At 73.3% G+C, this 20,025-nt stretch carries 15 protein-coding genes; 12 read left to right on the top strand and 3 right to left on the bottom strand.

Annotated elements, in window-relative coordinates; all coding sequences use genetic code 11:
* Positions 1-106 precede the first annotated feature (106 nt).
* Positions 107-1,648, bottom strand: coding sequence for an MFS transporter (locus IG08_RS0143855; RefSeq protein WP_030617061.1), 1,542 nt, complete (start codon positions 1,646-1,648; stop codon positions 107-109).
* 95 nt (positions 1,649-1,743) lie between these two features.
* Here IG08_RS0143855 and IG08_RS0143850 point away from each other — a divergent pair, with 95 nt between their 5' ends.
* Positions 1,744-2,337, top strand: a complete 594-nt coding sequence (locus IG08_RS0143850) for a TetR/AcrR family transcriptional regulator (RefSeq protein WP_030617058.1) — start codon at positions 1,744-1,746, stop codon at positions 2,335-2,337.
* Between the two features lie 21 nt (positions 2,338-2,358).
* Here the strand turns inward: IG08_RS0143850 and IG08_RS0143845 are convergent, their stop codons facing one another.
* Entirely contained in the window at positions 2,359-3,582 is a 1,224-nt protein-coding gene (locus tag IG08_RS0143845) for a helix-turn-helix domain-containing protein (RefSeq protein ID WP_030617056.1), read from the bottom strand.
* 140 nt (positions 3,583-3,722) lie between these two features.
* The gene (locus IG08_RS60355) at positions 3,723-3,869 is read right to left on the bottom strand and encodes a hypothetical protein (protein ID WP_158812341.1); all 147 of its coding nucleotides are present in this window, start codon (positions 3,867-3,869) and stop codon (positions 3,723-3,725) included.
* A 214-nt stretch (positions 3,870-4,083) separates the two neighbouring features.
* On the opposite strand from IG08_RS60355, the gene IG08_RS0143835 reads away from it, so the two are divergent.
* From IG08_RS0143835 to IG08_RS0143785, 11 genes are all read left to right on the top strand, one after another.
* Positions 4,084-5,289, top strand: coding sequence for an NAD(P)-dependent malic enzyme (locus IG08_RS0143835; RefSeq protein WP_030617054.1), 1,206 nt, complete (start codon positions 4,084-4,086; stop codon positions 5,287-5,289).
* Between the two features lie 284 nt (positions 5,290-5,573).
* Entirely contained in the window at positions 5,574-6,860 is a 1,287-nt protein-coding gene (locus IG08_RS0143830; RefSeq protein ID WP_030617052.1) for an adenylosuccinate synthase, read from the top strand.
* An 82-nt stretch (positions 6,861-6,942) separates the two neighbouring features.
* Positions 6,943-8,472: an FAD/NAD(P)-binding protein gene (locus IG08_RS54970; protein ID WP_043456640.1), complete on the top strand. Its 1,530-nt coding sequence runs from the start codon at positions 6,943-6,945 to the stop codon at positions 8,470-8,472.
* Positions 8,473-8,507: 35 nt separating this feature from the next.
* The gene (locus IG08_RS56130; RefSeq protein ID WP_052425126.1) at positions 8,508-9,425 is read left to right on the top strand and encodes a formyltransferase family protein; all 918 of its coding nucleotides are present in this window, start codon (positions 8,508-8,510) and stop codon (positions 9,423-9,425) included.
* A gap of 43 nt (positions 9,426-9,468) precedes the next feature.
* Positions 9,469-10,548 carry a thioesterase domain-containing protein gene (locus IG08_RS0143815; protein WP_052425125.1) on the top strand — a complete coding sequence of 360 codons (1,080 nt, stop codon included), beginning with the start codon at positions 9,469-9,471 and terminating at the stop codon, positions 10,546-10,548.
* A 43-nt stretch (positions 10,549-10,591) separates the two neighbouring features.
* Entirely contained in the window at positions 10,592-11,887 is a 1,296-nt protein-coding gene (locus IG08_RS0143810; protein WP_052425124.1) for an MFS transporter, read from the top strand.
* Positions 11,888-11,995: 108 nt separating this feature from the next.
* Positions 11,996-15,100: a non-ribosomal peptide synthetase gene (locus IG08_RS0143805; RefSeq protein WP_043456639.1), complete on the top strand. Its 3,105-nt coding sequence runs from the start codon at positions 11,996-11,998 to the stop codon at positions 15,098-15,100.
* 32 nt (positions 15,101-15,132) lie between these two features.
* Positions 15,133-16,719, top strand: coding sequence for an amino acid adenylation domain-containing protein (locus tag IG08_RS0143800; RefSeq protein ID WP_030617044.1), 1,587 nt, complete (start codon positions 15,133-15,135; stop codon positions 16,717-16,719).
* A complete protein-coding gene (locus IG08_RS0143795; RefSeq protein ID WP_030617042.1) occupies positions 16,716-18,020 on the top strand; it encodes a hypothetical protein in 1,305 nt (434 codons plus the stop codon). The genes IG08_RS0143800 and IG08_RS0143795 overlap by 4 nt, the downstream gene beginning before the upstream one ends.
* Entirely contained in the window at positions 18,017-18,505 is a 489-nt protein-coding gene (locus IG08_RS59520) for a nucleotide triphosphate diphosphatase NUDT15 (RefSeq protein WP_052425123.1), read from the top strand. The genes IG08_RS0143795 and IG08_RS59520 overlap by 4 nt, the downstream gene beginning before the upstream one ends.
* Positions 18,502-19,878, top strand: a complete 1,377-nt coding sequence (locus IG08_RS0143785; protein WP_052425122.1) for an MFS transporter — start codon at positions 18,502-18,504, stop codon at positions 19,876-19,878. Before IG08_RS59520 ends, IG08_RS0143785 begins: the two co-directional genes overlap by 4 nt.
* The last annotated feature ends 147 nt before the right edge of the window (positions 19,879-20,025 follow it).

The raw sequence follows: 20,025 nt of genomic DNA, 5'->3' as shown, positions 1-20,025 counted from the left end.
GCGGTTCTCGTTCTCTAGGGCCGGGCGGGCTGGAGTTGCCTGGTCCGGCGGGTGGAAGCGAAGCCCCCCGCAGGTGGGTGGGGGTTCGGGACGGCGGTTCTTGTTCTCAAACGCCGGACGGGTTGAGCATGCTCGGCTCGTCCGGCGTTTTGCTGTCCACTCGCACCCGCCGCAGCGTCACCGCCGCCAGCCCCGCCGCCCCCGCGAGCAGCACCGCCCCCGCGATCGCCGCCCCCTGCATCCCGCTGGTGAACGCCTCCCGGGCCGTCGTCGCCAGGCCCGGGACCTGGTCGGCGATCGCCAGCGCCCCGCCCAGCGTCTCCCGGGCCGCGTCCGGGGCCGAGCTCGGGATCTCGTGGCGGTAGATCGCCGTACCGATGGAGCCGAGGACCGCCATGCCGAGGGCGCCGCCGAACTCGGCGCCCGTCTCCAGCAGGGAGGACGCGGCGCCCGCCCGTTCCACCGGGGCCGTGCCCATCGCGAGGTCGGTGATCTGGGAGACCACGGTGACGATCCCGACGGCGAGGACACCGCACGCCACCAGCACCAGCCACATCGAGTCCGTACCGGCGCAGGCCAGCAGAGCGTAGCCGCACGCGGCGATCGCGAAGCCCGCGGTGACGACGTGGGCGCGGTTGACGCCCTTCTGCACCAGCGAGGTCGCGATCGGCGCCGCCGCCCCGATCGGCACCGACGGCAGCAGCGCCCACAGGGCCGCCTCCAGCGCGCTCTTGTCGAGCACCGACTGCAGGTACTGCGTGGTGAAGAACGCCGAGCCCATCATCCCGAAGACCGAGATCAGGTTGAGGACGACCGCGGGGGCGAAGCCGCGACCGCGGAACAGGGCCGGGGAGATCATCGGCGAGGCCGCCGTGCGCTGACGGTGGACGAAGAGGGTCGCGAAGAGCAGGCCGACGGTGATCGAGATGACGTAGAGGACGTTCCAGCCCTCGTTCGTGATCTCCTTGAGGCCGTAGATCACGGGAAGCACCGCGGCCATCGACAGCGGGACGCTCAGCCAGTCGAAGCGACCGGGGGAGGGGTCCTTCGACTCGGGGAGCAGGATCGGGCCGAGGACCAGGAGCAGGGCCATCGCGGGCAGGTTGACCAGGAAGACCGAGCCCCACCAGAAGTACTCGACCAGGACGCCGCTCATCACCGAGCCCAGTGCGACGCCGGCCGTCATCACGCCGGACCACAGGCCGATCGCCTTCGCGCGCTCGCCCGGGTCCGTGAACATCGTGCGGATCAGCGCCATCGTCGACGGCATCAGGGTCGCGCCGCCGATGCCGAGGACCGCGCGGGCCACGATCAGGGTCTCGGCGCTGTTGGCGTACGCCGCCACCAGCGAGGCGGCGCCGAACGCGGTCGCGCCGATCAGGAGCAGCCTGCGGCGGCCGATGCGGTCGCCCAGCGAGCCCATCGTCATCAGCAGGCCGGCCAGCACGAACGCGTAGATGTCGAAGATCCACAGCTGCTGGGTGCCGCTCGGCTCCAGGTCCGCGCTGATCGCCGGGATGGCGAAGTAGAGGACCGAGACGTCCATCGAGACCAGGAGCAGCGGAAGCATCAGGACGGCGAGGGCGGTCCATTCGCGGCGCCCGGCGCGGGCTCCGGGGGAGGTGGTCGTGCTCGTCGGATTCGTCATGCAAGGAATGTACGGGCGTATTAAACGCTTGTCTAGAACGTTTGTATAAGTCGTGTGTCTAGGACGGTTGTATGGGCGGCGGTAGGGTGCTTCGCATGGGACACCGTGAGGATCTGCTCGAGGGCGCCAAGCGCTGCCTGCTGGAGAAGGGATTCCTGCGCACGACGGCGCGCGACATCGTCAAGGAGTCGGGGACCAACCTTGCGTCCATCGGCTACCACTACGGCTCGAAGGACGCGCTGCTGGTGCAGGCGTACGTCGCACTGGTCGAGACGACGGGGCATCGCTTCGAACCCGGTGGGGAGGGGGAGGCGGTGACGGCGACGCCCGCCGGATCGCTCGAGCGCTTCCAGCAGGTGTGGACGCACATCACGAGTGCGGTGGGTGAGTCGAAGGCGATCTGGCTGCTGAGCTTCGAGCTGATCCTGCAGGGCGACCGGATGCCGGAGGTGCGCCGGATGCTCGTCGCGGCGGAGGAACAGGGCCGGTCGGGGCTGCTGCCCCTGTTCAACGGCATCCCGGAGGAGGAGCAGCCCAAGGAGGTCGTCGACACCGAAGGCCGCTTCTACCAGACCCTTCTCCAGGGGCTCATGGTCCAGTGGGTGTTCAACCCGGACACGGCGACCGACGCCGAGCAGCTCACCGAGGGCCTGCGGCGCGTGCTCGCGGGCGTGCGCGGCGAAGCCTGAGCCCTGGCACCACCGGTCACCTCACGTCCGAGGCGCCGACCCCTCCGCCACCGCGCGCCAGATCTCGGCGGAGAGGTCGGGGATGGCGGACTGCTGGACCGTCGCGGCGAGTTCGCGCAGGCGGTCGAGGGCGCCGGGCACGTCGGCCCGGGTGTCGAGGAGGCCGCGCAGGGCCCGGAGGCGGATGCGGTCTCGGTAGCCGAACAGGGCCGCGCCCTCCTCCGCCCGGCCGCACAGCTCCTCTGCCGTGAGCAAGTCGCCCTGCTGGTAGTGGAGTTGGGCGCGCAGGAACAGGAACTCGTGCCGGTGCAGTTCGGAGCCGACGAGGCCGAGCGCCGGTTCGACCGCGTCGAGGTACGCGGCGGCCTCCTCGACCCGCGGCGGGTCCGTCTGCAGCGCGAGTGAGGTCGCCGCCAGCCGCAGCCGCATCCACAGGGTCAGGTCCTCGTGGCTGTCCAGGGCGTCGAGGGCCTGCGCGAGCAGTTCGGCGGCCCGGTCGTGGCGGCCGAGACGGGTGTGCGCGGTCGCGGCGACCCAGAAGGACTCCGCGGCGACGGCGCCCTTGGTCCGGGGCAGTGCGTCGCACACCTCCAGGCTCAGCCGGGCGGCTTCGGCGAGGTTGCCCAGCTCGGCCTCGGTCGAGGCCAGCAGCAGTCTGCTGCGGGTGATGTCGGCGGCGGGCACCTGGAGGTGGTGCTGCTCGCACAGGCGCAGTGCCTCCCACACCAGACGGCGGGCCTCGGCCGCCTCGCCGAGGTTGCGCAGGCAGCGGGCGAGCCGGATGAGGGCGTGCACCTGGAGCGCGGGGCGTGCCATCGCGTCGCTGAGCCGGCGCAGCTCGTCCAGGGCGGTGCGCTCGTCCGCGTGGTCGCCGAGGGCGCCGTGGAGGCGCGCCAGATGGGCCTGCGCCTGCCAGCGGGTCTGCGCGTCGGTGGCGCCGGGCTCCGCGAGGGCCAGCTGGAGCATGTCTCTGAGCTCGGCGTCGCGTTCGCTCCCGGAGAGCGTCAGCAGCGTCGCCAGTACGTCGCCGAGATCGCTCGCCGGCGGCTGCTCGAACGATTCGACGGGAAGGCCGAGTCGTTCCGCGAGATAGCCGATCGCGCGGGGCGTGGGCGGGCGCGCGCCGGACTCCAGGCGGGACAGATAGGTGGCGGACATGCCGGTGCCGGTGAGGTCCACCTGTGACTTGCCCTGCTGCAGGCGCAGTTGCCGCAGACGTCGGCCGAACTCCGGTTGTTCCAGCAACCCGCTGTCACCACCTCAAAGAAAACGTTGTCGTGCGTGGAGCGCGGACGGCGGGAACGCCCGCGGTCCGCCTCCCTGGCAAGAATTGCCGAAGTGAGGCAATCACTCTACAGGGAGGCGAACGGCGGGTTGGAATGGGGTTACGGCCAGTCGATGTCGCTCAGCGTCGTGACCATGCCTGCCCGGACGGTGGTCGTGTGGCCCGCCGTCCCGGCGATTTCAAGGGTCAGCAGGGACAGGACGGCCGAAAGGGCCAGGGTCGCCGTTATGCGCAGCGCACTCTTCACTTGGATTGAGCTTTCTGTTGTGTCTTCCTACGGCACCGCCCCTGCCTGTGACGGCCGGGCGCCCCCCTTGGGCCGATGGATGCGAGGGAACGGTAGTCGCAGGTCACGAGGTTTGGCAATGCTTGACAAGATTGGCAAGTTGTTCGTAGCGTCAGGGCGAGCCGCTGAGGCCAGGGCGTGAGACCGCACGTCGGGCCGTGACGAAAGGGCGTCGATGACCAGCCGGACGACCAGCCAGCCGACCAGTCAGTCGGACCGCACCGCAGTGACCGAGGACGCGGTCCTGGCCTACCACCGGGGCGGGAAGCTCGCCGTGTGTGCCACGGCCCCGCTGGCGGACGCGGCCGACCTCGCGCTCGCCTACACGCCGGGCGTGGCCCGGGTGTGCACGGCCATCGCCGAGCGGCCGGAGCTGTCGTACGACTACACCTGGAAGTCCTCGTCGGTGGCCGTGGTCAGTGACGGGACCGCCGTCCTCGGTCTCGGGAACATCGGCCCCGAGGCCTCGCTGCCGGTCATGGAGGGCAAGGCGATCCTGTTCCGGCAACTCGCCGGCGTGAACGCGGTGCCGATCGTGCTGGACTGCACCGACGTCGACGAGATCGTGGACACCGTGGCGCGGCTCGCCCCGGCCTTCGGCGGGATCAACCTGGAGGACATCTCGGCGCCCCGGTGCTTCGAGATCGAACGCCGGCTCCAGGAACGCCTCGACATCCCCGTCTTCCACGACGACCAGCACGGCACGGCCGTCGTGACGCTCGCCGCGCTGTGGAACGCGGCCCGGGTGACGGGCCGTGAGCTGCGCGAGCTGCGGGCCGTGGTGGCCGGTGCGGGCGCCTCGGGGGTCGCGGTCGCGCGGATCCTGCTGGACGCCGGGATCGGCGACATCGTGGTCTGCGACAGCAAGGGCATCGTCCACGAAGGGCGCACGGACCTGAACCCCGCGAAGCGGGATCTGGCCCGGGACACCAACCGGCGCGGGCTGACCGGCGCGATCGCGGACGCCATGCTCGGCGCCGACGTCTTCATCGGCCTGTCCGGCAGCCCCATGGCCGAGGAGCCCTTCGCCACCATGGCGCCCGGCGCGATCATCCTCGCCCTGTCCAACCCCGATCCCGAGATCCTCCCGGACCGCGCCCGCCGGTACGCGGCCGTCGTCGGCACCGGGCGCTCCGACTTCCCCAACCAGGTCAACAACGTCCTGGCCTTCCCGGGCATCTTCGCCGGCGCCCTGAAGGTGCGCACCCCGCGCATCACCGAGTCCATGAAGCTGGCCGCGGCCCGCGCCCTGGCCGACGTGGTCGCCGGCGAACTCACCCCCGACCGCGTCCTGCCCGACTCCTTCGACCCCCGGGTGGCCCCCGCGGTCACGGAGGCCGTCGCGGCGGCGGCCCGCGCGGAGGGCCTGGCCCGCGTCTGACACCGGGACCGGACGCCGCATCGTCCCGCGCGCGGATCGCGGCCGCGGGGCACCGCCGTTGTACGACCGGCGAACGCGACCTGCGGCCGTGCCGTACCGCCCTTCGGACGACCTGCGGCCGTGCCGTACCGCCCTTCGGACGACCTGCGGCCGTGCTGCACCGCCCTTCGGACGACCTGCGGCCGTGCTGCACCGCCCTTCGGACGACCCGCGGCCGCGCCGCACCGCCCCGGGCCCGCCACACCGCCCGCTCCACCCAAGCAACCGAGGAACGAGACACCGTCATGACGCTGCACGCCGTCGTCGGCATCAACTGGGGAGACGAGGGGAAGGGCCGGATGATCGACTACCTGGCCCGGGACGCCGACCTCGTCGTCCGCTACCAGGGCGGCAACAACGCCGGTCACACGGTCGTCAACGATCTGGGCACCTTCAAGCTCCGCCTCGTCCCGTCCGGCATCTTCCAGCCCGGCACGGTCAACGTGATCGGTCCCGGCACCGCCGTCGACCCGGAGTCGCTGGACGCCGAGATCGCCGAGCTGCGCGAGCGCGGTATCGACACCTCCGGGCTGCTGATCTCCGACCGGGCCACCGTCTGCTTCCCCTTCCACCGGGACCAGGACGCCTGGGAGGAGGACCGGCTCGCCGACCGCCCCTTCGGCTCCACCCGCCGCGGCATCGCCCCCGTCTACGGCGACCGCCACCTCAAGCGGGCCATCGCCCTCGGCGAGCTCTTCGACGAGGAGCTGCTGCGCGAGCGCCTCGCCCCGGTCGTCGAGTGGAAGAACCTCGCCCACGCCGGGCTCTACCCCGACCGGCCGCCGATCTCCCTCGACGACATGGTCAAGTGGGGGCTGGAGTACGGCGGCCGACTGCGCCCGTACGTCCGTGACGTGCTGCCCGAGCTCGCCCGCGCCGAGCGCGAGGGCGCCCGCATCATGTGCGAGGCCCAGCTCGGCGCGCTCCGGGACGTCCTGTACGGGATCTACCCGTACACCACCTCGGCCAGCACCCTCGCCGGCTTCGCTCCCGTCGGCTCCGGGCTGCCCGGCGCCCCGCTCGCCCGCGTCACCGGCGTGATGAAGGCCTTCTCCACCTGTGTCGGCGAGGGCCCCTTCGTCACCGAGGAGCACGGCAGCTGGGCGGACGCACTGCGCCGCGCCTCCGGCGAGTACGGCGTCAACACCGGACGCCCGCGCCGCATCGGCCACTTCGACGCCGTCGCCTCGCGCTACGGCGTGCTGCTCCAGGGCGCGGGCGAACTCGCGCTGACCAAGCTGGACAGCCTCAGCGGCCTGCCCGAGCTGCGGATCTGCACGGCGTACGAGATCGGCGGCGAGGCCACCGGGGACTTCCCCATGAACCACCTCCTCGACCGCGCCCGGCCCGTCTACGAGACCGTGCCCGGCTGGGACGAGGACGTCACCGGCATCCGCGACTTCGACCGGCTGCCGCCGGCCGCCCGGGCCTACGTGCTGCGCGTCGAGGAGCTCGTCGGCGCCCGGGTGCGCTGGGTCTCCGTGGGTCCCGAGCGCGACCAGCTCATCGACCGCGGCCCACAGGGCCGTTGACCCCTGCAGGCCCTCCCGGCCCTCTCTCCTCCGCATCCGCATCCGCTGCGACCGTCACGACGAAAGGCTCGACCCAACCACCATGTCAGCCGAAAACGGGGTACTACGGCCGCCCGGCGCGGGTCGCCGCTTCGCGGTCGCCGGCATGGGAGCGACCGGAGTCGGCGTGTTCGTCGCCCTCGTCCGCTCCCTGGCGGCGGGCGGCCACACGGCCGGAGCCGAGGTCCACATCTTCGAGACCAAGGAACGCCTCGGCGCCGGCGTCGCCTACAGCACGCCGCACGACTGCCATCTGCTGAACATGCGCGCCGCCACCATGAGCGTGCGCGCCGAGGACCCCGACCACTTCGTGCACTGGCTCGCCGAGCGGAACGCGCTCGGCCCGGCGGGCGCGGGGGAGTACGTGCCGCGCCGGCTGTTCGCGGAGTACCTCCAGGAGTTCTTCGACGAGGCGCTGGCCGAGGCACGGCAGCGCGGCATCAAGGTCGTCACCCACAAGTCCGTGGTCAGCGACTGCCGCGAGGACGCCCTGGGGGTCCATCTGATCGCGGGCCTGGACCACTTCGTCTTCGGCCACGTCTTCCTGTGCCTGGGCGACCTGCCCTCCACGGAGTACCTGGAGTTCACCAAGCTCCCCACCTACGTGCACTCCATGTGGCAGGGCGCCGGCCTGGAGGCCATCGACCCGGACGCCACCGTCGGCATCCTCGGCACCAGCCTCACCGCCGTCGACGCCCTGCTCCAGCTGCGCGCCGCCGGCCACCGCGGACCCGTCACCTGCTTCTCCCGGCGCCGCTCGCTGCCCAAGGTGCAGGGGCCCCGGGTCCGGCACACCCTGCGGCACGTCACCGAGGACAACCTGCGCCGCCTCACCGGGGACTTCACCCGGCAGCTGGAGTTCGCCGAGGTCGCCGAGCTGTTCCGGCGCGAGCTGGAGGACGGCCTCGGACTCGCCATCGACTGGAAACGCGTCCTGGCCCGCCCCGCGGACCCTGTCACCCACACCCTCGCCAAGGACGTCGAGCTCGCCGAGAACGGCCAGACCCTCTGGTACTCGATCCTCGACGCCACCTCGGAGATCGTCCCGCTGGTGTGGCGGAGCATGTCGCCCGGGGCCCGCGCCTCCTTCATGACCGAGCACCTGTCGATCTGGTCGATGTTCCGCCACTGCATGCCGCTGGACAACGCCCGCCGCCTGCTCGACATGGCCACCGACGGCGCCTTCGCCGTCGCGAGCGAGCTCACCTCGGTGACCTACGACGAGGAGGACGCGGCCTTCCGGATGGAGGCGGGCGGCGCCGCCCACCGCGTCGAGTGGCTCGTCAACGCCACCGGCACCGGCTTCGCCCTCGACTGCAGCGACTCCTCCCTCATCCAGAACATGCTGATGCGCGGCGACATCACCCCGCATCCGCTCGGCGGCATCGACGTCGACTTCGACACCCTGCGCGTGGTGCGCCGCGACGGCTCGCTGTCCGAGCGCGCCCACTACATCGGCCCCCTCACCCGGGGCGTGCACTTCTACACCAACTCCTTCGAGACGAACCTCGCCAACGCCCACAGCGCCGTGGCGGCGGTCCTCACCCGTCTCGACTCCGCTGCCGCGGCCTGACCGGGCCGCCGTACCCCACCGTCAGGAGATCCCTCATGCGGGTGGCGTTCCTCGTCGGCAACGACCTCACGTCCCATCTGATCGTCGGCCAGGCCATCGACGACGTCCTGCGGGCCGGCCACACCCCGTACGTCTGCTACACCCACCAGCGGCCCAACCCGAAGGCCGAACCCGAACTCCGGGACCTGTTCACCTACGAGCGCACCCTGCTCGGCAGCTGCGTCCACCCCTACCTCGACAGCCTCCCGGCACCGCTGCACGGCGCCCTGCTGTCCCCGGCCGGCATCGCCAAGCTGTACCGCGACAAGGTGGTCGTGCGGGTCGTCGAGGACGTCAACTCGCCCGCCTTCATCGACTACTTGGCCGCCGAGGACGTACGCGCCGGCTTCTCGGTCCGCTGCTACCAGAAGTTCCGGGCGCCGCTCATCGACCACTTCCGGCCCGAGCCGGGCGCGCCCGCGCTCTTCGCCAACCTGCACCCCGGCATCCTGCCCCGCTACCGGGGCGTGCTGACCTTCGCCCGGTCCATGCTGCACCGCGAGCGGGAGGCCGGATTCACCCTGCACCGCGTCAACGAGGACTGGGACGCGGGCGGCGTGATCGCGATGTCCAACTCGCCGCTGGACTACGGCCGTTCGGTGCTGGAGAACATGGCCGCCCAGCGCGGACAGGCGGCCGGCCTGCTCCTCGACGCCGTCGAGGCGGCCGCCGCGGACGGCAACTGGACCGACATCCCGCAGGACCCGGCCGAGGCCGGCTACTACTCCCACCTCACCCGCGCCGACCTCGACGAGCTGCACCGCGAGGGCATCGAACTGTTCCGCCCACGCGCGGTCATCGACCTGCTCACCGGCGCCTACACCCCGCCCGGCTCCCCGCAGCGCCTCGAACTCGGCGGCATTCTCGCCGGGATCACCAGCCGCCGCCCGGACATGGCCGGCCTGTCCGTCTGATCACCCCGCTGTCATTCACCCCACCTCACGAAAGGACGCCCCCATGGCGCTGGACCGCGACGAGATCGTGCAGATCGTCAGCGAGATCTGGGAGGAACTCCTCGACGTGGACGTCGAGGACGACGACGACTTCTTCGACCTCGGCGGCTACTCGCTGCTGATCGTCAACGTCGTCACCGAGGCCCGCAAGCGCGGCCTGGAACTGTCGTCCAACGACATCTACACCCACAAGACCCCGGCCGCCCTCGCCGACGCCCTGAGCGCGGCGGCCGCGGGCGCGCAGGCCGACGGCCCCGCCGACCCCGACTTCAGCACGGTCTGGGAGACCGGTCTGAGCCCCCTGGAGACCGAGCCGTCCCCGACGCTCGTCCCGCTCGCCCCCGAGGGCACCGGCACGCCCGTCTTCTGCTTCCACTGGGGCACCGGCAACGTCCGCTTCCTCGCGGACCTCGTCGACTCCTTCCGCGGCGAACGGCCCGCGTACGGCCTGGAGATGGTCGGCATGTGGAGCCGGGAGCGGCCCGCGCTCTCCCTCGTCGAGATGGCCTCCCGCTATCTGCGCGAGATCCGGACCGTCCAGCCCGAGGGGCCGTACCTCTTCGTCGGGCCCTGCGCCGGCGGCCGGATCGCCTACGAGATCGCCCGGCAGCTGGAGGAGCAGGGCGAGCGGGTCGCCGTACTCGCCGTCGTCAACACCATGCCGCCCGGCACCACCGAACTCGACCCGGCCTGGGGCCTGCGCGAGCTGTACGACTTCCGGCTCGCCTCGCTGCGCGAGCGCTACGAGGTGCCCGACCTGCTCACCGACCAGGAGCGCCTGATGCGCGGCATGGTCGAGATCGCCTGGCTCGACGAGCAGGTCGACCCGGCCGACCTGCACTGGCGGCAGGCCGTGTGGGCCGCGGGCATCTTCGCCCAGGAGCACTACGAACCGCGCCCCTACGGCGATGAGGTCACCGTCTTCCAGCTCGCCGAGCACGCCGACCGCCCCGCGGCCGACTGGGGCCGGGTGGCCGCCGCCACCGAGACCCACACCTACGAGTCGGCGGGCACGCTGCCGCTGCTGCGCGACCCGGCCTTCGCCCAGGTCCTCGCCAAGAAGCTCGCGTCGTACGAGAACTGACGCTCCCCGTACGCCAACCCCCGCCCAACTGAGGTGAATTGACATGGCAGGCAACGCAGGCAACCGGGTCGCCACGGCGGTCCGTACCTGGGCCGCCGACATGGTGCCCGCCCCCGGGCCGGCCCGCGGACTCGCCGTGCTGACCGTGGTGCAGTCGGTCGGCTTCGGGCTGTTCCTCAGCTCCAGCGCCATCTTCTTCCGTACGACGGTCGGTCTGACCGCGGGACAGGTGGGGCTCGGGCTGTCCGTCGCGGGCCTGGCCGGGCTGCTCTTCACGGTCCCGGTCGGCAGGCTCGCCGACCGGTTCGGCGCGCGGCGCCCGCTGCTCGCCGTGTACGCGGCCCTCGCCGTGCTCTTCACCGGCTACGGCGGGGTCGGCGGCTTCGCCGGGTTCGTCGCGCTGGCCTGTGCGATCTCGGTGTGCGAGACCTCCTCCCATCCGCTGCGCATGACCCTCACCCACGAGGTGTTCGAGGCGGACGAGCGGGTGAAGGTCAGCGCCCAGATGCGGTCGCTGTTCAACCTCGGCTTCATGCTGGGCGCCGCGGTGGCGGGCGGGGCACTCGCCGTCGGCGGGCGGGACGGCTTCCTCGCCGTGATCCTGCTGACGGCGGCCGCGCACGCGCTGTGCGCGGTGCTGACGGCACGGTTGCCGGGGCGTGGCCGCTCCGACTCCGCCGTCGAGGAGCCGACGGGGCCGAAGCGGCGTTCGGGACTGCGGGACGTCCGCTTCGTGGGGCTGTCCCTGCTGTGCGGGGTGCTGGAGCTGTACCAGCCGATCCTCACGGTGGCGCTGCCGCTGTGGATCATCGGGCGGACGCAGGCGCCGGGCGCGGTCAACTCCGTGCTGCTGATGCTGGACACGGTCCTGGTGATCGCCTTCCAGGTCGCCGCGAGCCGGGGTGCCGAGACCGCGCCCGGTGCCGCGCGGCTGCTGCGCCGCTCCGGGGTGCTGCTCGCGGTGTGCTGCCTGCTCTTCGCGCTCACCCAGGACGCCGGCGCGCTGGTCGCCGTACCGCTGCTGCTGCTCGGCACGGCGGTTCTGGTGCTCGGCGAACTCGGCCAGGCGGCCGGCTCGTGGGGTCTGTCCCTGCACCTGCCGCCACCGGGCCGACAGGGCGAGTACCAGGGGGTGTTCGCCCTCGGCCGCGGACTCCAGCAGACCGTGGGCCCCTACCTGGTCACGGCCCTCGCGGTGACCCAGGGCCGGGTCGGCTGGGCGGTCCTGGCCGTCCTGCTCCTCCTGGCCGGCCTGGCCTGCCCGCCCCTGACCCGGGCGGCGGAGAAGGCCCGCGAGTCGGCCGGGGACCGCCACCCGGAACCCGCACCGACCCCCTGACCGCCGGTCACCTTTTTCTCCGCCGCGACGGCGCTCGACCACGACGCACCCGACCGGCGGTGCCCGACTGCCCTCGCCCCCCTCCCGACACAGGACAAGAGAGGACGCATGCAACCCGACCCGCGCTGGAACCGCACCGCCCGCCCCTACCCGCGGGGCGCGTCCGTGCACGGCATCGTGGCCGCGACCGCGGCCGCCACCCCCGACGCGGTGTGTCTCGTGGACGGCGACAGGACCGTCACCTACGGCCTCCTCGACCGCGCCTCCGACGCCTACGCCGTCCGCCTCGCGGCCCTCGGCGTGGGCCGCGGCGACCTCGTCCCGGTCCGGCTGCCCCGCGGCACCGACCTCGTCGTCACCGTGCTCGCCGTACTCAAGCTGGGCGCCGCCTACGCCCTGGTCGACGGCGCCTGGCCGGCCTCCCGCGTGGCCGACGTGCTCGAACAGCTCGACGCACGCGTCCTGGTGGACACGGCGGACGGCGCACCCGTCCCCGCCGCCCGGGCCGCCCGCTGGAGCCCGCCGCCCGGCGGCCCGGAAGCCGTCGACGGCGAGGGCACCGGCTTCGCACCGGTGGCCGCGGACGGCGACGACCCGTGCTGCGTGTTCTTCACCTCCGGCACCACCGGCCGCCCCAAGGGCGTCCTCACCCCGCACCGGGCGACCGTACGGCTGTTCCGGCCCGGCGCCGGTGTCGCCCGCTTCGCCGCCGACACGGTGATGCCGCAGGCCGCGCCGGTGCCCTGGGACGGCTACTCGCTGGAGCTGTGGTCGGTGCTCCTGAACGGCGGCACCTCCGTCTTCGTACCGGAGCCCTATCTGTCGCCCGGCGCCCTGCGGACAGCGGTGGCCCGGCACGGCGTCGACACGGTGTGGCTGACCGCGAGCCTCTTCAACATGACCGTGGACGAGGACCCGGACGCGTTCACCGGCCTGCGCCAGGTGATGACCGGCGGCGAACGCCTCTCCGTGCCGCACGTCCGCCGTTTCCTCGACCGGCACCCCGGTGTCGAACTCCTCAACGGCTACGGCCCGGTGGAGAGCACGGTCTTCGCGACGACCCACCGCATCCGCCCCGAGGACTGCGACCGGCCGGGCGGCATCCCGATCGGGCGGCCGGTGCCCGACACCCAGGTGCACGTCCTCGACGGCGACCGCGTCTGCGCGGTCGGCGAGAGCGGCGAGCTGTGCATCGCCGGCGACGGACTGGCCCTGCGCTACCTCGGCCGCCCGGAGCTGACCGCCGAGAAGTTCACCGAGGTCACGGTGGACGGCACCCCGGTGCGGGTCTACCGCACCGGTGACCTCGCCGCCTGGGACGAGGACGGCCTGCTGCGTTACTTCGGCCGCGCGGACCGGCAGGTCAAGATCCGCGGACACCGCGTCGAACCGGCCGAGGTGGAGCGGCAGATCGAGGCCCTGCTGCCCGCCGTGCGCCGCGCCACGGTGCTCGCCCTGCGTGACGACGCCGGTGCCTGCCGGGGCCTGGCCGCCTTCTGTCTCCCGGCCCGGCCCGGCGACCCCCTGGACGGGGCCCTGGACACCGTCCGCACCGCCCTGGTCTCCTACCACCGCCCCGACCACCTGCTGAGCGTCGACGACCTGCCGCTGACCGGCAACGGCAAGCTCGACGAACGCGCCCTGCTGGCCCTGCTGTCAGACCCCGCGCAGGCCACTCCGGCACCGGAGACGGCACCCGCCGCCGCGAGCGGCGACCCCCTCGTCGACCTCGTCGCGGGCGTCTTCGCCGAGGTGCTGGGCCGGACCGCCGTACCCGTAGACGAGGAGTTCACCGCGCTCGGCGGGACCTCCCTTGGCGCGGGCCGGGCCTGTGCCCGGCTGAGCGCCCGGCTCGGCCGCCCGGTACCGCTGGCCGCGCTCTTCGAGCACCCCACGGCCGCCGCGCTCGGCGCCCGGCTGGCCGAGCTCGCCGGGGAGGAGGACGGCCCCGGCCCCGACCAGGCGCCCGCCGAAGTGCCGCTCACCGCCACCCAGTCGGGATTCCTGGTCCGCCACCTGCTGGAGCCGGACGACCGCTCGGCACACTGCCTGGCGGCCTGGACCCTGGACGGCGACCTGGACGTGGCCGCCCTGACCGGCGCCCTCGCCGACGTCCACGCCCGGCACCCCGCACTGCACTCCGCGTACCGCGCCCACAAGGCACGCACCTTCGCCGTCCCCGGCGACGCGACACCACCCCCGCTCGCCGAACTCCCGGCCGCGCCCTCGACCGAGGCCGCGCTGATCGCCGTACGAGAGGCGCTCGCGGCGCCACTCGATCCGACGGCCGGCGTCCTGTGGCGGGCGGTCCTCGTGCCGGTGACCGGCACACGCACCACGGTCCTCGGGTACGTCGTCCACCACATCGCCTTCGACGGCTGGTCCGAGTCCGTGCTCGCCGCCGACCTGGCCGCCGCGTACAACGCCCGGCTCGCCGGCCGGGCCCCCGCCTGGGCTCCGGCACCGACCGCCGCCCAGGTGTGGGCCGTACGCGAACGCCACACGCGGGCGGCCGACCTGACGGCTCAGCGGGAGCGGCTGAAGGCCGAGCTCGCCGGCGTACCGGAACTGCGTCTGCCGCTGCCCGCCGCCGGAGCGGGGCGCGAAGTCCTGCGCACCGAGGTGCAGTTGAGCGCGGAAGAGGTCGCAGGCCTCGACCGGCTCGCTTCGGACGCCGGGCTCACCCGGTTCGCGGTGCTGCTCTCCCGCTACGGCCGGGCGCTCGCCGACCTCACCGGGCAGGACGACTTCGGTGTCGGCGTGCCCGTCGCACAGCGCGTGGACCCGCTCCTCGAGACGGCCGTCGGCTGTCACATCGGCATGGTGTGCGTGCGCCTGCGCGGAGCGGCCCTGCGCGGCGACGCCGACGCGACCGGACGGCTCGTCCGGGAGGCCTTCGCCTGCCAGGACGTCGGCTTCGCCGAGGCCGTACGACTGGTCAACCCGCCCCGCGGCACGCGCAGTCCGCTGTTCCAGACGCTGCTCGCACTCCAGGACAACCACACCGCCGAGCTGCCCCTGACCGGGTCGGCCACCGCGTTCCACCGGCTGCCCTACCCGGGCATCCCCGCCGAGATCCAGACGGAGGTCTGGCCGCGAGCCGACGGCGGCCTGCACCTGGTCGTCAACTCCCGTTCGGACGCGGTGGATCCGGACGCGGCGACGGCCCTGACGAAGACGTTCGCGGACCTGATCCGCACCACCACGCCCTGACACACACCGACTCGAAGGACACCCCACCCCACATGACCACGACCTCCACGGCCGCGGCCCGGCTCGCATCCGTGCGTTCGCTGCCCGCCCTCTTCCGGCTGGTGGCCGCCGAACAGCCCGAGACCGTCGCCGTGCGCGACGACGGCCGCACCCTCACCTACGCCGAACTCGACCACGCCTCCGACCGGTTGGCCGCCCGCCTCGCCCACGCCGGCGTCCGCCCCGGCGACCTGGTGGGCCTGCTCCTGGAGCGCTCCGCCGACATTCCCGTCGGCATCCTCGGCGCCATGAAGGCGGGCGCCGCCTATGTGCCGCTGGACCCGTCCTACCCGGGTGAGCGGCTCCGCTACATGATCGAGGACGCCGGCGTCACGACCGTCGTCGGCACTCCGGAGGCGGCCGCCGAGCGCGGCCTGGACTCGGTCTCCGTACTCCTGCCGAACGACGACTCCCACCAGGAACTACCCGTTCCCGCACCGGAGTTGACCGGCGACGAGCCCGCCTACGTCATCTACACCTCCGGCTCGACCGGCAACCCGAAGGGCTGTGTCGTCGGGCACCGGCAGGTGCTCGCGCTGCTGCGGGCCGCGCTGCCCCTGTTCGACGTGGCGGCCGACGACCGGTGGGCGCTGTTCCACTCGTTCAGCTTCGACGTCTCCGTCTGGGAGTTCTGGGCGTCGATGGCCACCGGAGCCACCGCCGTCACCGTGCCCCTGCGCATCGCGCAGTCGCCGGCCGACTTCCTCGCCCTGCTCGCCGCCGAGCGGGTCACCGTGCTGGGCCAGGTGCCGTCCGTGTTCCGTTCGCTGGCGATGGCGTACGAGGAGGCCGGGCGCCCCGAACTCGCCCTGCGCTACCTGGTGTTCGCCGGCGAGTCCGTCGACCTGGACGTGGTCGGAGCCTTCCTCAAGGCCTACCCGGGCACCGCGCCGACCGCCGTGAACATGTACGGCCCGACCGAGACCACCGTCTACGCCACCCACCGCGCCCTGACCGAGGCCGACTTCGGCGGCACCGTCCGCTCGCCCATCGGCGCGAGCCTGCCCCACCTGCGGCTGGAGATCCGCGACGAGGACCTGCTGCCGCTGCCCGACGGGGAGAGCGGCGAGCTGCTCATCGCCGGCACGGGTGTCGCCGACGGCTACCTCGGCCGCCCCGAGCTGACCGCCGAGCGGTTCGTCACCCTCGACGGCCCGGGCGGCCCGGACCGCTACTACCGCACCGGTGACCTCGCCCGCCGCCTGCCCGACGGCTCCTTCGAGTACCTGGGCCGCAACGACCAGCAGATCAAGCTGCGCGGCTACCGCATCGAACTCGGCGAGGTCGAGGCGGCGTTGCGCGGCCACGACAACGTCAAGGACGCCGCCGTCACGGTGATCACCACCGCGGCCGGCGCCACCTTCTTCGTCGCCTGTGTCGTCCTCGCCGAGGGCGCCCCCGCCAAGCCCGCCGCCGAACTGCGCCGGCACGCCCAGACCGTCCTGCCGCGCTACATGGTGCCCGACCGCTACCAGGTCGTCGATGCGCTCCCGCTCACCGGCTCCGGCAAGCTCGACCGGGGAGCCCTCACCGAACTGGCCGCGACCCGCCCGGCCCGCACCCCGAAGGCGGCCCGGTGAACCGGAACGCGACTGCACCGTCGTACGACATAGCCGTCCTCGGCGCGGGCCCCGCCGGCCTCGCCGCCGCCCGCCGCCTGGCCGGTACCGGTGTTTCGACCGTCCTCGTCGACGGCGGCCGGCCCGTCGCCGAGCGCGACCGGTACGCCGCCGAGGACCTCACCCGCGGCCACGGCGGCGCGGGGCTGTTCTCCGACGGCAAGTTCTCCTTCTTCCCGTCCGCGAGCGAACTGTGGGAGCTGCCGCGCACGGACGACCTGCGCGCCGCGTACGACTGGACATGCGCGCTGCTCGGCTCGTACGGCCTCGACACCCCGCCCTTCCCCGAGGACCCGACCGCCTACACCGTGGGCACCGGGGAGTGGGTCCTGAAGGACTACCCCTCGGACTATCTCTCCCTGGACGCCAGGCTCCGGCTCACCGACGACCTCGTCGTCGGTCTCGACGCCACGGTCCTCAACGAGACGGAGGTCGTCGGCGCCGTCCACGACCCGGACGCCGACGTGTTCCGGCTGGCGCTGCGCGACTCCAAGGGCCAGGACGAGGAACTGACCGTGCGCCGACTGCTGTTGGCCGGCGGACGGTTCGGCCCGCTGGGGCTCCGCGAGGTCACCGGCCAGCGGTCGTTCCGGCGGCTGGAGGTCGGCTTCCGTATCGAGCAGCCCGCCGAGCGGGCGTTCTTCCGGGACATGACCCAGCTCGACCCGAAGCTGCGCTTCAGGGAGGCCGACGGCAGCGTCGAGTGGCGCACCTTCTGCGCCTGCCGACAGGGCGAAGCCTCGCTCACCGAGACCCAGGGCCTGTGGACGGTCTCCGGCCGCTCCGACTGCCCGCCCACCGGCCGCTCCAACGTCGGCTTCAACACCCGCATCCTCGACGAGACGGTCGCCGAACGCGCCCTGGCCCCGGCCCTCGCGGCCATGGCCGACGAGGAGAACCACTTCGTCCTGCCGCTGCTCGACCTGCTGGCCGGCCGCACGGAGGCCGTGGCGACCTTCGACCGCGTCTACGGCCCCGAACTGCGCACCGCCATGACCCGCGGCCTCACGCGGCTCGCCGAGGCGTTCCCGGAGATCGAGGACGCCGGCACCCGGCTCATCGGCCCGACCCTGGAGGGCGTCGGCTGGTATCCGGCGGTCGACGGCGACCTGCGGCTGCTGGACGCCCCCGCGTGGGTGGCCGGAGACGCGTGCGGGCTGTTCAGGGGTATCGTCGCCGCGTTCATCAGCGGTCACTACGCGGCGTCCGCGGCCCTGCGGGACCCGGCGATCGCACCGAACGGGGAGGCGGTACGACGATGACAGCCGTGGTCGGGGTCGGCGCGCTGCTGCTCGACCCCCGGGGCCGCATCCTCATCGGCCACCGGATCAAGCGGGGCGAACAGCCCACCTGGTGCCTGCCCGGCGGCCATGTGGAGCCGGGGGAGACCTTCGAGGCGGCGGCTCTGCGGGAGGTCACGGAGGAGACGGGCATCCCCGCGTCCGCCCTGCACGACGCCCGCGTCTTCGCCGTCGCCCTGCACACCGACGCCGCCCGTACGTCGGTGACGGCGTGTGTGGTGGCGCGGGTGGGGTCCGCGCACGACACGGCTGCGGACGACATGGCTGGGGAGGACACGGCCGCGGTCGTCACCGAGCCGGACGTGTTCGCCGAGTGGCGCTGGGTGGACCCCGGGCAGCCGCCGACCCCGTTGTACCCGGCGAGCGCCATGCTCCTCGCGACGTGGCACGGGAACCCCGCGCCGACGGGCTGGACGGTCCACCGGGTTCCGGAGGAGGCACGATGACGGCGCCCGTCTCCGAGGCGACCCCGCCCCGCGTCGCCTTCGACCGCCCCACCTGGATCCGGCTGCTCGTGCTCTGCGCGGCCGTGCTGTTCGAGGGCATGAGCCTGTCCGGGATCAGCATCCAGCTCGCCGACATCCAGCGGGACCTGGAACTGCCCGCCGACCGGCTCCAGTTGGTGGCGAGCGCCTTCCTCGCCACGTACGCCGGCTTCCTGCCCGCGGGCGGCAGGTTCGCCGACCGCTGGGGCCGACGCCGGATGTTCCGTACCGGAGTGGCCGTCTTCGGCGCGGGCTCCCTGGCGGCCGCGCTGGCCCAGGAGTCGCTGCTGCTCGTCGTGGCGCGAGCGGTGCAGGGCCTGGGCGCGGCGGCGACCGCGCCCGCGGCGGTCGCGCTGATCGTGACCGCGTTCCCGGAGGGCGCCGCCCGCAACCGCGCGCTCGGCGTCTTCAGCGCGATGGGCGCGGCCGGGTTCTCCCTCGGTGTCGTCCTCGGCGGTCTCCTCACCGCCGGCACGGGCTGGCGCGGCGGCTTCCTGCTGTACGTGCCGCTGAGCCTGCTCGTCCTGGTATTGGCCCGCCGACTGCCCGCCGACAGTGGACACGCGGCGCCCGGCGAGCGCACCGGCTGGGCGCAGCCCGCGCTGCTGGTGGCCGGCCTGATCACCACCGTCTACGCGGTCGGCCGGGTGGGCTCCGGCTCGCTGCCGGCCGTCGCCGCGGTCGCCGCCGCCGGGGTGAGCGCGCTGGTGGTGTTCGCGATCGTCCAGTCCCGCTCGCGCCGCCCGCTGCTGCCGCCGGGACTCGCGACCGACCGGCGCATGCTGGCCGCCTCGCTCGGTCTGGGAGGTGGCTTCGCCGCCGTCACCGGGGCGATGTTCCTGGTGGCGACCGCCCTGCAGGACGAGCGCGGCTGGTCGGCCCTCGACACGGGCCTGGGGTTCCTGCCCCAGGGCCTGGCCGTGGCGGCCCTGTCGACCGCGGCGGCCGGCCTCGCGAACGGCCGCCCGCCGGCCCGCCCGCTGCTGGCCGGCCTCGCCGTGCTCGCGCTGGGCCAGCTGCTCTACGTCACCGCCCCGACCGGCGCCTACCTCACCGGGCTGCTCCCCGCGGCGCTCCTGGTGGGCGCGGGCATCGCCCTGGCTTATCCGGCAGCGGCGCTGCTCGCCTCCGCGGCTGCGACCGCCCGGGACCAGGGTGCCGCCTCCGGCCTGTTGACGACCTGTCAGCAGGCGGGTAGCGCACTGGGTGTCGCCGCTGTCACCGCCCTGGAGAGCAGTGCTGCGGGCAGCGGGCTGTGGGGCTGCTTCGGCTGCGCGCTCGTCACCTGCGCGGGTTGCGCGCTGCTGTTGCGCCGCGGGGGGCCGAAGGTCTGACCGGGGCTCTCGCGCGGTGATCCGGCCGCCCGGGACCAGGGTGCCGTTTCCGGCCTGCTGGCGACCTGTCAGCAGGCGGGTAGCGCACTGGGTGTCGCCGCTGTCACCGCCCTGGAGAGCAGTGCCGCGGGCAGCGGGCTGTGGGGC

It is taken from the genome of Streptomyces fulvoviolaceus (genome assembly GCF_000718165.1).
GTDB lineage: Bacteria > Actinomycetota > Actinomycetes > Streptomycetales > Streptomycetaceae > Streptomyces > Streptomyces fulvoviolaceus.
This window is presented reverse-complemented; position numbering and strand designations above follow the sequence as displayed.